Source organism: Achromobacter sp. FW305-C-13 (assembly GCF_058783475.1).
The window spans coordinates 1,811,438-1,823,112 of sequence record NZ_JBYSYN010000001.1; the positions used below are offsets into that span (position 1 = coordinate 1,811,438).

At 65.7% G+C, this 11,675-nt stretch carries 9 protein-coding genes; all 9 read right to left on the reverse strand.

Annotation, left to right across the window (positions count from 1 at the left end; all coding sequences use genetic code 11):
• Positions 1 to 3: 3 nt before the first annotated feature.
• The 9 genes from AC3WMU_RS08115 to AC3WMU_RS08155 are packed head-to-tail and all read right to left on the reverse strand — an operon-like array spanning position 4 to position 11,615.
• Positions 4 to 1,941 carry a type IV pili methyl-accepting chemotaxis transducer N-terminal domain-containing protein gene (locus tag AC3WMU_RS08115; RefSeq protein WP_035212666.1) on the reverse strand — a complete coding sequence of 646 codons (1,938 nt, stop codon included), beginning with the start codon at positions 1,939 to 1,941 and terminating at the stop codon, positions 4 to 6.
• A 46-nt stretch (positions 1,942 to 1,987) separates the two neighbouring features.
• Positions 1,988 to 2,485: a molybdopterin-guanine dinucleotide biosynthesis protein B gene (gene mobB, locus AC3WMU_RS08120; RefSeq protein ID WP_006223239.1), complete on the reverse strand. Its 498-nt coding sequence runs from the start codon at positions 2,483 to 2,485 to the stop codon at positions 1,988 to 1,990.
• On the reverse strand, positions 2,482 to 3,141 hold the full coding sequence (locus tag AC3WMU_RS08125) for a carbonic anhydrase (RefSeq protein ID WP_006223240.1): 660 nt from the start codon (positions 3,139 to 3,141) through the stop codon (positions 2,482 to 2,484). The genes mobB and AC3WMU_RS08125 overlap by 4 nt, the downstream gene beginning before the upstream one ends.
• Position 3,142: 1 nt before the next feature.
• A complete protein-coding gene (gene moaA / locus AC3WMU_RS08130) occupies positions 3,143 to 4,141 on the reverse strand; it encodes a GTP 3',8-cyclase MoaA (protein ID WP_492282157.1) in 999 nt (332 codons plus the stop codon).
• On the reverse strand, positions 4,138 to 4,902 hold the full coding sequence (locus AC3WMU_RS08135; protein WP_006223242.1) for a peptidylprolyl isomerase: 765 nt from the start codon (positions 4,900 to 4,902) through the stop codon (positions 4,138 to 4,140). The genes moaA and AC3WMU_RS08135 overlap by 4 nt, the downstream gene beginning before the upstream one ends.
• A gap of 22 nt (positions 4,903 to 4,924) precedes the next feature.
• Positions 4,925 to 5,608, reverse strand: coding sequence for a respiratory nitrate reductase subunit gamma (narI, locus tag AC3WMU_RS08140; RefSeq protein ID WP_006223243.1), 684 nt, complete (start codon positions 5,606 to 5,608; stop codon positions 4,925 to 4,927).
• A gap of 18 nt (positions 5,609 to 5,626) precedes the next feature.
• The gene (narJ, locus tag AC3WMU_RS08145) at positions 5,627 to 6,274 is read right to left on the reverse strand and encodes a nitrate reductase molybdenum cofactor assembly chaperone (RefSeq protein ID WP_006223244.1); all 648 of its coding nucleotides are present in this window, start codon (positions 6,272 to 6,274) and stop codon (positions 5,627 to 5,629) included.
• Between the two features lie 14 nt (positions 6,275 to 6,288).
• Positions 6,289 to 7,857, reverse strand: a complete 1,569-nt coding sequence (gene narH / locus AC3WMU_RS08150) for a nitrate reductase subunit beta (protein WP_006223245.1) — start codon at positions 7,855 to 7,857, stop codon at positions 6,289 to 6,291.
• A complete protein-coding gene (locus AC3WMU_RS08155) occupies positions 7,854 to 11,615 on the reverse strand; it encodes a nitrate reductase subunit alpha (RefSeq protein ID WP_492282158.1) in 3,762 nt (1,253 codons plus the stop codon). Before AC3WMU_RS08155 ends, narH begins: the two co-directional genes overlap by 4 nt.
• Positions 11,616 to 11,675: the final 60 nt, after the last annotated feature.

Consider the following 11,675-nt stretch of genomic DNA (forward strand, 5'->3'; position numbering starts at 1 on the left):
GTGTCAGGCGGCCTGGCGTTCGCTGCCAGGCAAGGTCAGCGCCACGCGCGTGCCGGCGCCGGGCTGGGATTCCAGTTTTATCACGGCGCGCATCCGCGCGGCGCGCTCCTGCATGATGTGCAGGCCCACGTGGGACTCGCCGCGCGCAGCCACTTCGGCGGGGTCGTAGCCCTGCCCGTCATCCTGGATCAACAGCGAGAAGTCGCGTTCGTTGTTGACTGACACCTGCACCTGGCTGGCCTCGGAATGCTTGCGCACATTGGACAGTGCCTCTTGCAGGATGAACAGTACTTGCAGTTGCTGCTCGGGCGGCAACGGACCGCCCTCGTCCCCGCCGAAGCGCAGCTCGGTCTGGATGCCGGTCTGTCGGCGGAAGCGCTCCACGGTGGATTCAATGGCGGCTTGCAGATCGCCCTGCCCCAGCTTGCTGCGGAAATTGGTCAGCAATTCGCGCACGTCCTGGTAGCTTTCGTCCACGCCCGTGCGCAACAGCGGCAGGATCTCGGTGATCTCTTCCTGGTCGCCGCGCTTGACTGCCGCGTCCAGCATCTGCAGTTGCAAGTTCAGGAAGTTCAGGCCTTGCGCCAGGCTGTCGTGCAGGCCCTGGGCGACCAGCCCGCGCTCCTGCACCACCGCCAGTTGGCGGGCCTGCGCGCTAAGCCGCCGGTTATCCAGCGCCACGCCCAGGTGCTGCCCCAGGGTTTCCAGCAACTGGGAGTCCGACGGCGCCAGACGGCGTTGCTGGCGGAAATGCAGCGAATACGATCCCAGCACTTCGTCGCGGGTCACGATGCGGAACACCGCCACGCTGGCAAAGCCCTCGCGTTGGCAGTTCAGATCCAGTTCGGGCGGCGAATGACGGAAATCCTGGATGACGATGACGCCTGCCTGGCGCGTGGCGACGCCGCAGTAGCAGTCGTCCACCTTCATGCAGTGCTCGGATTCCACGAGCTCGTTCGACAGCCCCACCGACACCACTAGGTTCAGCTTTTCATTGGTGGGGTCCAGCGCGCGGATGCTGCCGCCTTCGGCGTCGAACTGCAACATGACGCGGCGCAGGAAGCCGTCGCACATGGCTTCGATCTCGTTGGGCTGGTTCAGGAAGGCCGCCATGTCGTACAGCGCGCCGATATCCCGGTTCTGCGCGGCCAACTGCGCCGTCTTGTGCTCGACGCGCTGTTCCAGCCCGGTATACAGGTCTTGCAGCTCGTCCGCCATGCGGTTGTAGCCACGGGCCAACAGGCCGAATTCGTCCTGGCTTTCCACCGGCAACCGCGTGCTGAATTCGCGTTCGGCCATGCGCTGCAAGCCGTCACGCAACCGCAGCACCGGCGCGATGATCCATAGGTAAAGCAGATAGATCATGGCCAGCGTGCCGGCGCTGGCCATGGCCGCCAGAATGCCTTGCGACAGGCGCAGCGACGTGGTCTTGCCGGCGTTGTCCTGTTCGATCATCCGTACCAGCGTGTCGGCGCGCGACACGAATTCCGGCAGGGTCTGCAGATAGGCGGCCGCATCGGGCTGCGCAATGGCGCGCAAGGCGGCAGGTCGCATCACGTCTTGCCAGTAACTGGCCACATCGTGCCATTGCGCACGGATCGCTTCGTCACTGGGGATGAACAGCGGACGGGCGGGGTTGCCTCTTGCCAGCCGCGCAATGGTCTCGTCCAGCACCGCGATCTGTTCCTGGGTGCGGACTTCTCGGCCGGCTTGCGGGCGCATCAGCTCCACTGCCACGCGGTTGGCGCGCATGCGCAGGCTGCCCGTGTCGTTGATGGCGGCGCCCGCCCCTTCCAGTTGCCACGACAGCCACAGCGTCCAGCTGATCATGGACAGCACCACCACCAGCGCCACCAGCGAACTGGCGATGATGCGCGTAGACAGGCGATGCCGGGGGGAAGGCAGGCCGTCAAGTCCGGAAATGGGTGAAGAAGACGTCATGAAGATCGGTGCGGGCGGCGCGGTACGGTTAATAGTGTAGTCGCCTTCAACCAAGGCCCAGCGCGCCACACAGGAAGTCCGCCACGTGCGCCGGGTCGTTCAGCGGCAGGCAGGGCAAGGCGGTGTCCAGCGGCGCGTCGGTCACGATCGCCAGGAAACTGCCGTCTTCAGCGTGCAGCGGCGGCTTGCCCAGCGCGGGGCGATAGACCTCGATGCGCGGGATTGCCGCCTGCTTGAATCCTTCCACCAGCACCAGGTCAGCCGGTGACAGGCGTGCGAGTTGGTCCGCCAGCGATGGTTCCGGCGCATCCCGCAGTTCGTGCACGATGGCATACCGGTACGGCGAGGCCACCATCACCTCCTGGGCGCCCGCCAGCCGGAAGCGCGCGCTGTCCTTGCCCGGGGGCTCCATCTGGAAGTCGTGATGGCTGTGCTTGATGACGTTGACGCGCAGCCCCCGCGCCGCCAGCAAAGGCAGCATCGCTTCGATCAAGGTGGTCTTGCCGCTGCCGGACCGGCCGGCGATACCGAAAACTGGGCTCATGCATGCTCCGTAAACAAGGGACAGACTATAGGTAAAAACGCGTCCGCCCGCGGCGAGTATGCCAGCAATGCCCCGGCCACCAGGTCGAAATACCAGCCATGCAGCGTCAGGTCGCCCGCCTGGACGGCGCGGCGCACGAAGGGCAATTCCTCCAGGTTGCGCAGCGAGATCAGGATGGACGCCTGCTCGCAGGCGCGGCGGCGTTCGGCGTCAGTGGCGTGAGGCATCTGGCGCAGCACCCGATGGCGGGCCGGCTCGGCGATATCCATCCAGCGCTCCAGATAGTCGGTTTCGCCATCGCTACGCGTGCGGCGCTCCATCAGCGCGCGGATGCCTCCGCAGTGCGCGTGCCCCAGGACGATGACGCGGCTGACCCGCAGTTGCTCCACCGCGAACTGTATGGCGGCCAGCACGCCTTGCAAGCCGCGGTCGGCGCTGGTGGGCGGCACCAGGTTGGCCACATTGCGCACGGCGAAGATGTCGCCGGGGTCGCAGCCCAGCATCATGGCCGGGTCCACGCGGGAATCGCAGCAGCCGATCAGCAAGGTGCTGGGGTGCTGGCCGTCACGCAGGTTGCGGTACAGCGCGGGCGCCTCTTCGTAATATTGCTGTTGAAAGCGCTGGAAGCCGTCGATGAAGCGTTCGATGTCTCCCATCTCAGCCCCCTGTCTGCGCCATGAACCGGACGATGCGCTCGGGGCGCGTGACGAAATCATGGCGTTCCGGCTTGGCGGCAATGCCCGCCAGGATCGCGCGCACCAGTTCGGCGTCGCTGGCTCCGCCGCGCAGGAGGCGGCCCAGCGGCACCTGGGCTTCCTGCCCCAGGCACAGGTACAACGTGCCGTCCACGCCTAGCCGCACCCGGTTGCAGGTCGCGCAGAAGTGCCGCGACATGGGCGTAATCACGCCCAGCACCGGCGCGCCCTCACCCGCCGTCCAGTACCGCGCCGGGCCCGTTCCCGAACCCGCCAACGCCGGCACCAGACCCGCCTCGCCGGCCAGGCGCGCGCCCATGGCATTCAAATCCGTGTGGGTGAAGCCGCGGCCGCACTCCCCCATCGGCATGGGTTCGATCAGGCGCAGGACAAAGCCCTGCCCCATGGCGTAGTCCAGCAGGCGGCGCACATCGGCCTCGGGCGTGGCGGCATGCACCACGCTGTTCAGCTTGATGGGCGAAAAGCCTGCCTGGCGGGCGGCCGCCAGCCCCGCCAGCACGGAATCCAGGCAATCGCGCCCGGTGATCTGGCTGAAGGCGGCGGCGTCCAGCGTGTCCAGGCTGATGTTCAGCCGCGTCACGCCCGCGGCGCGCAGGTCTTCGGCATGACGAACCAGTTGCGTGCCATTGGTAGACACCGACAGGTCGGTGAGGCCCGGCATGGCCGCGATGTCGCGGGCCAGGTCCGCCACCCCGCGGCGCAACAGCGGCTCGCCGCCCGTCAGCCGGACCTTGCTGACGCCCAGGCGCACGAACAGGCCCACCAGCCTGGCCATTTCGTCATGGCGCAGCCAGTTGGCCGGGGTTTCGAAGCCCTTGAAATCCTTGGGCAGGCAGTAGCTGCAACGCAGGTCGCAGCGGTCCGTGACCGAGACGCGCAGGTAGTCGATCCGGCGTCCAAAGCCGTCTGTCAGGGGTCCCGCAGCAGGCTCGTCCATCATGCGGCGCTCCCGCCATAGACGCGTTCGGGCTCGCCGCCCGCTTCCAGGTCGATGCCCTGGACGTCGGCGCGTTCGACCAGCAGCTTGGTGTATTGCCGCCAGGCGGTGTCGCGGCTCATGGACGTAAGCGCCATGGCGATCTGCTGCGCCACGTGTTCATAAGGCAGCAGCCGGCCTTCGATGCGGCGCGTCACCCGCACGATGTGCAGGCCATGGCGGGTCTGCAGCAGTTGCGGCAGCAGGCCGCCCGAAGGCAACGCGAAGACGGCGCGCTCGAACTCCGGCACCGTGTCGCCACGGCCCAACTGGCCCAGGTTGCCGCCCACCGTCGCCGACGGGCAGTTGGATTGCTCGCGCGCCACCTCGGCAAAGCGCGAGGGGTCGGCCAGCAGCTCCTGCAGCACCACGTTGGCATGGGCGCGCAGCATGTCCAGGTTCACGGTGGGTGTCACCTGGAACAGGATGTGGTCGGCCTCGACCAACTCTCCCACCATGAAGCGCTGCGGGTGCATCTGGTAGAAGCGGCGACAGGCGGCCTCGTCGGCCTCCGGCGCGGGCGCCTGCGCGGCGAGCAAGGCGCTGATGGCGCCCTCCTCGTCCTCGGCATCCAGGCCCAGACGGGCCGCTTCGTCCAGCAGCACCCGGCGCAAGACCAGCGCGGTGACCGCGTGGCGCATAGGGTTGCCGGCTTCCGCGTGCAGCGGCAGTTCGCGTTCCAGATCCGCGTCGTTCAGTTCGACGCCATTGACGATGACAGGCATGTTCGGCTCCTGGTGCGTGGGTTCAGCGCGGGCGGACCAGCTGCCAGGCGCGGCCCAGATAGCCCAGCGAGGCAAAGCCGCTCCAGACGTGGACGAGACGCGTGAACGGGAAGATCACGAACAAGGTCAGGCCCATGAACAGGTGCGCCTTGAACAGCAGCGGCACGTCGGCGATATGGCTGGCCGCGTCGCCCTGGAAGGTGACGATGTGCTGCGCCCACGTCATCAGGCGCACCATCATTTCACCGTCCATGTGACCCGCGGACAGCACGATGGTCGACAGGCCCAGCAGCAAGGTGACAAGGATCCACAACAGCAGCAGCTTGTCGCCGGGACGCGTCGTGCGGGCGATGCGCGGATCGGTCAGGCGGCGGTGGATCAGGATCAAGAGGCCGATCAGGCAGATTCCGCCCATGACGCCGCCGGCCACCATCGCCACAGTCTGCTTCAACGTGTGCGAAACGCCCAGCGTGTCCCACACCACCACCGGCGTCAGCAGCCCGGCAAGATGCCCGAAGAACAGGCCCAGGATGCCGATGTGGAACAGGATGTTGCCCAGCCGCAGTTGGCCGCGGTGCAGCAACTGCGAGCTGTCCGTCTTCCACGTGTATTGTTCGCGCTCGAAACGCGCCAGGCTGCCCAACAGGAAGACCGTCAGCGCGATGTAGGGGTAGATGCCGAAAAGAAACTGATTCAGGGAATTCATGATGCGTCTTCCTGAGCATTAATGAGCGGCCGGCGCCCGGGGGTAGAAGCGCACGGTTTGCGCGCCATCGCCCGAGAACGGCCGCAACAGCGGCTCTACGCCGTCCTGGCTGACGCCGTAGGTCTCCATGGCTTCGTCCATGTCGCGCACGGGCGCTTCGGTCTGTTCCCGCGGAATCACCCGGGACTCGGCGCGCAGCACCGCGAAGATGCCAGCGTAGGGGCTGCCGCCCTTGGCCAGCCGCGCGCCGATGGCCGCCAGCACGTGAATAGCTTCGTCCAGCAGGTCCTGCGCCTGGGCCGGATCGATCACGCCCAGGAATTCCAGGAACAGCGGCACGTGGTCCGGCAGTTCGGACACGACCGGCTCGAACCCCTGGCCGCGGTAGGTCTCCAGCAGGTCGACCATGGCCTGGCCGCGGTCGCGGCTTTCGCCGTGCACGTGTTCGAACAGGTGCAGCGAGTGCGAACGGTTGCGGTCGAACGTCGCCACGTAGTTCTCCTGCACGGCGATCAGGTCATTGGTGGCCAGGTAACCCACCAGGGGCTGCAGGGCTTCCTCGGCGTCGGGGAAGTCAGCCAGCATCGACTCCACGTCGCCCAAGGCATCCAGCAGTTCAGGCTCGGGGTAGCTGAGCAAGGCGGAAAGCAAGCGGTACAAATTCATGGTTTTCTCCTTTCCTAGCGGGCCAGCGCGGCCTTCTTGCGCGATTTCGGCATTTCGATGAAGATCTCGCTGCCTTGGGGCTTGCGACCGAACAAGGTGCCTTCGGACACGCCGCCCGAGCAGCCGTTGCCGAAGGTGAATCCGCAACTGCCCTTCTCGTTGAAGCTGTCTTCCACCACTTCCTTATGGCTGCTGGGCACGACGAAACGGTCTTCGTAGTCGGCAATGGCCATGATCTTGTACATGTCCTGCACGGTTTCCTCGGTCAGGCCGACCTGTTCCAACAGCGCCGTGTCGCGTTCGCCGTGCACGGTCTCAGACCGCTTATAGGCGCGCATGGCCAGCATGCGCTCCAGGGCCTGCAGCACGGGGGCTTCCTTGCCCGCCGTCAGCAGGTTGGCCAGGTAGCGCACCGGGATGCGCAGGCTGGACACGTCCGGGATCATGGCGCTCTTGCCCACGGTGCGCTGCGGCATCTGGCCGGCTTCGGCTGCCGTCTGGATGGGCGACAGCGGCGGGATGTACCAGACCATCGGCAAGGTGCGGTATTCAGGGTGCAGCGGGAAGGCCACGCGCCATTGCACCGCCATCTTGTAGACGGGCGACTGGCGCGCAGACTCCAGCCACGATTCCGGAATGCCCTGCTCGCGGGCGGCGGCGATCACTTCCGGCGAATGCGGGTCCAGGAACAGGTCCAGCTGCGATTCGTACAGGTCCTGCTCGTTGGCGGTGGCCGCGGCGCGTTCGATCTGGTCGGCGTCATACAGCATGACGCCCAGGTAGCGGATGCGGCCGACGCAGGTTTCCGAGCAGACGGTGGGCTGGCCGGCTTCGATACGCGGATAGCAGAACGTGCACTTTTCCGCCTTGCCGCTGCTCCAGTTGTAGTAGATCTTCTTGTACGGGCAGCCCGAGATGCACATGCGCCAGCCGCGGCACTTGTCCTGGTCCACCAGCACGATGCCGTCGTCTTCACGCTTGTAGATGGAACCGGACGGGCAGCTGGCGACACAGGCCGGGTTCAGGCAGTGTTCGCACAGGCGGGGCAAGTACATCATGAAGGTGTTCTCGAACGTCGAGTACATCTCTTTCTGCACGCCCTCGAACAAGGCGTCGCGGCTGCGCGAGCTGAATTCCCCGCCCAGGTCGTCTTCCCAGTTCGGGCCCCATTGGATCTTGTCCATCTTCTTGCCGGTCAGCACCGAAATGGGCCGCGCGGTGGGCGGCGTCTGCAGCAAGGGCGCGTTCTGCAGATGCTCGTAGTCGAAGGTAAAGGGCTCGTAGTAGTCGTCAATGGCCGGCAGGTTCGGGTTGGCGAACAGGTTGGCCAGGATGCGCAGCTTGCCGCCCTGGCGCGGTTCCAGCTTGCCGGCGGCCGTGCGCTTCCAGCCGCCCTTCCACTTGTCCTGGTTTTCCCATTCCTTGGGATAGCCGATGCCGGGCTTGGTTTCCACGTTGTTGAACCAGGCATATTCGACACCGTCGCGGCTGGTCCAGACGTTCTTGCAGGTGACCGAGCAAGTGTGGCAGCCGATGCACTTGTCCAGGTTCAGCACCATGCCGATTTGGGCGCGTATCCTCATGATTGCTTCTCTTCTTGTTGCGTTGCCTGCGTGGCGGGGTCTTCAACGAGCGGGCCTTCCAGCCAGTCCACTTTCTTCATCTTGCGCAACACCACGAACTCGTCGCGGTTGGCGCCGACCGTGCCGTAGTAATTGAAACCGTAGGCCTGCTGGGCGTAGCCGCCGATCATGTGCGTGGGCTTGAGCACCGTGCGCGTGACTGAGTTATGGATGCCGCCGCGCTTGCCGCTGGTTTCCGCCCCCGGCACGTTCACGATCTTTTCCTGGGCGTGGTACATCAGGCACATGCCCACCGGCACGCGCTGGCTGACGACCACCCGCGCGGTCAAGGTGCCGTTGACGTTGAAGACTTCGACCCAGTCGTTGTCCACCAGCCCGGCCTGCTTGGCCTCGGCTTCCGACACCCACACGTGGGGGCCGCCGCGGCTGAGCGTCAGCATGCGCAGATTGTCCGAATACGTGCTGTGGATGCCCCATTTCTGGTGCGGCGTCAACCAGTTCAGGACCAGTTCCTTTTCGCCGTTCGGGTAGCGGCCCAGCATGGGCGCCACCGTCTTGGTGTCGATGGCCGGCTTGTAGACGCACGAGCCTTCGCCGAAATCCAGCATCCAGCGGTGGTCCTGGTAGAACTGCTGGCGGCCGGTCAGCGTGCGCCATGGGATCAGTTCGTGCACGTTCGTATAGCCGGCGTTGTAGCTGACCTCTTCGCTTTCCAGGCCCGACCAGGTCGGCGCCGAAATGATCTTGCGCGGCTGCGCCTGGACGTCGCGGAAGCGGATCTTGTCGTGCTCGCGGCCGATGGCCAGATGGGTGTGGTCGCGTCCGGTGATCTTGCCCAGCGCTTCCCAGGCCTTGACCGACACGTGGCCATTGGTCTCGGGTGCGAAGGTCAGGATCATTTCGGCCGCGTCGATGGCGGTATCCAGGCGCGGACGGCCCTGGCTGACACCAGCGTCGGAGACGCTTTCATTGATGCCGGCCAGCTCGCGCACTTCGTGCTCGGTATTCCAGTTGATGCCCTTGCCGCCGTTGCCCAGCTTGTCCAGCAAGGGGCCAACCGACGTGAACTTGCGGTAGATGTCGTTGTAGTCGCGTTCCACGACAGTCATCGACGGCGCGGTCTTGCCCGGCACCAGATCGCACTCGCCCAGCTTCCAGTCGCGGGGCTCGAAGGCCTGGCCCAATTCCCCCGGGGTGTCGTGCATCAGGGGCGTCATCACCAGGTCGCGGCGCTTGCCCAGGTAGGGGCCGCCGATCTCGCTGAACTTCTTGGCCAGCAGCTTGTAGATCTCCCAGTCGGTCTTGCTCTCCCACAGGGGTTGCACCGCTTCGCTCAAGGGGTGGATGAAGGGGTGCATGTCGGACGTGTTCAGGTCGTCCTTTTCGTACCAGGTGGCCGTCGGCAGCACGATGTCGCCGTACAGGCAGGTCGTGCTCATGCGGAAGTCCAGCACGGTCAGCAAGTCCAGCTTGCCTTCGGCCGCATCGTCCTGGAAGGTCACTTCCGTGGGCTTGATCGCGTCGCCTTCGTCGCCGAACACCGCGTTTTGCGCGCCCAGCAGGTACTTCAGGAAGTACTCGTGGCCCTTGCCGCTGGAGCCCAGGATGTTGGAACGCCAGACGAACATGTTGCGCGGGAAGTTGGCCGGATCGTCCGGGTCTTCGCACGACATGCGCAGCGCACCGGACTTCAGCTGTTCAACCGCATGCGCGATGGGGTCGCGGCCTTCGGCCTCGGCCTGGGCCACCACGTCCAGCGGGTTGGTGCGCAGTTGCGGGGCCGACGGCAGCCATCCCATGCGCTCGGCGCGGGCGTTCAGGTCGATCATGCTGAGTTCGCCGTACTTGGCGCGGTCGGCGGTCGGGCCCAGAATTTCCTGCACGTTCAGCTTTTCGTGGCGCCACTGGCTGGTGTGCGCATAGAAGAAGGACGTGCCGTTCATCTGGCGCGGCGGGCGCGCCCAGTCGGAACCGAACGCCAGCGGGGCCCAGCCGAACTGCGGGCGCAGCTTTTCCTGGCCCACGTAATGCGCCCAGCCGCCGCCGCTCTTACCCACGCAGCCGCACATCATCAGCATGTTGATGATGCCGCGGTAGATCATGTCCATGTGGTACCAATGGTTCAGGCCGGCGCCCACGATCACCATCGACTTGCCTTCGGTGTCGTGCGCGTTTTGCGCGAATTCGCGCGCCACCTGGATCAGTTGCGCGCGCGGCACGCCGGTGTGCTTTTCCTGCCAGGCCGGCGTGTAGGGCACGTCGTCGTCGAACGAGGCCGCGACGTTGCCGCCGCCGAGTCCTCGGTCCAGGCCATAGTTGGCCATCTGCAGGTCGTACACCGTGGCGACCAGCGCGTCGGTGCCGTCGGCCAGGCGGATGCGGCGGGCCGGCACATTGCGCACCAGCAATTCGTCGTGTTCGCTGCCGAAGTACGGAAAGCCCACGCCGACGACATCGCTGCCGGCGTCCAACAGGCTCAACGTCGGTTCAATATCGCGGCCATTGCCGCCGTCCTTGGATTCCAGGTTCCAGCGGCCGACCTTTTCGCCGCCGTTGACCGCGCCCTCGCCCCAGCGAAAGCCGATGCTGCCGTTCGGCGCCACCAGGTCGCCGCTCTTGGCGTCCAGCACCAGCGCCTTCCAATCGGGGTTGTTCTGTTCGCCCAGCGCGCCGTCCAGGTGCGAGGCGCGCAGGAAGTGGTCGGGGGCATAGAAGCCGTCGCGGGGTTTCAGCAGCACCAGCATCGGCATGTCGGTATAGCGCCGCACATAGTCCTGGAAGTAGGGCGACGGGTTCGCCGACAGGTGGAATTCCTTCAGGATCACGTGGCCCATGGCCATCGCCAGCGCGGCGTCGGTGCCCTGCTTGGGCGCCAGCCAGATGTCGCCGAACTTGACCATTTCACCAAAGTCGCTGGAGACGGCCACCGTCTTGGTGCCCTTGTAGCGGACCTCGGTGTAGAAGTGGGCGTCGGGCGTGCGGGTCTGGGGCACGTTCGAGCCCCACACCATCAGGTAGGTCGAGTTGTACCAGTCGGCCGATTCCGGCACGTCGGTCTGTTCGCCCCAGATCTGCGGGCTGGCCGGCGGCAGGTCGCAATACCAGTCATAGAAGCTCAGGCACACGCCGCCCAGCAGGCTCAGGTAGCGCGCGCCGGCGGCGTAGCTGACCATGGACATGGCCGGAATCGGCGAAAAGCCGATCACGCGGTCGGGGCCGTACTTCTTGATGGTCAGCGCGTTGGCGGCGGCGATGATCTCGGTGGCCGTATCCCAGTCGGCGCGCACGAAGCCGCCCAGGCCGCGGATCGACTTGTAGCGCTTGGCGCGCACGGGGTCCTGGCTGATCCATTCCCACGCGGCGATCGGGTCCATGGTCTTGCGCGCTTCGCGCCACATTTCCATCAGGCGGCCCCGGATCATCGGGTACTTCACCCGCTGCGCCGAATACACGTACCAGCTGTAGGACGCGCCCCGGGGACAGCCGCGAGGCTCGTGGTTGGGCAGGTCGGGACGCGTGCGGGGATAGTCCGTCTGCTGCGTTTCCCAGGTGATCAGGCCATTCTTGACGTAGACCTTCCACGAGCACGAGCCCGTGCAGTTCACCCCGTGGGTCGAACGCACGACCTTGTCGTGCTGCCAGCGGGAGCGGTATGCGTTTTCCCACTTGCGGTCTTCGTTGACCGTTTCGCCGTGGCCGTCCGCAAACGTGGACTTCACCCGCGACATGAACTTCAACCGGTCCAGAAAATGACTCATTGTGTTTCTCCAAGAACGCCGGCCTGGCCGGCGCGTACTGCGATCGTTGCCGTTGAATCC

Bases quoted from the DNA above. Each gene is read 5' to 3' on its own strand.
- AC3WMU_RS08115 (WP_035212666.1), bottom strand. From the start codon at position 1,941: ATGACGTCTTCTTCACCCATTTCCGGACTTGACGGCCTGCCTTCCCCC.
- mobB (WP_006223239.1), bottom strand. From the start codon at position 2,485: ATGAGCCCAGTTTTCGGTATCGCCGGCCGGTCCGGCAGCGGCAAGACC.
- AC3WMU_RS08125 (WP_006223240.1), bottom strand. From the start codon at position 3,141: ATGGGAGACATCGAACGCTTCATCGACGGCTTCCAGCGCTTTCAACAG.
- moaA (WP_492282157.1), bottom strand. From the start codon at position 4,141: ATGATGGACGAGCCTGCTGCGGGACCCCTGACAGACGGCTTTGGACGC.
- AC3WMU_RS08135 (WP_006223242.1), bottom strand. From the start codon at position 4,902: ATGCCTGTCATCGTCAATGGCGTCGAACTGAACGACGCGGATCTGGAA.
- narI (WP_006223243.1), bottom strand. From the start codon at position 5,608: ATGAATTCCCTGAATCAGTTTCTTTTCGGCATCTACCCCTACATCGCG.
- narJ (WP_006223244.1), bottom strand. From the start codon at position 6,274: ATGAATTTGTACCGCTTGCTTTCCGCCTTGCTCAGCTACCCCGAGCCT.
- narH (WP_006223245.1), bottom strand. From the start codon at position 7,857: ATGAGGATACGCGCCCAAATCGGCATGGTGCTGAACCTGGACAAGTGC.
- AC3WMU_RS08155 (WP_492282158.1), bottom strand. From the start codon at position 11,615: ATGAGTCATTTTCTGGACCGGTTGAAGTTCATGTCGCGGGTGAAGTCC.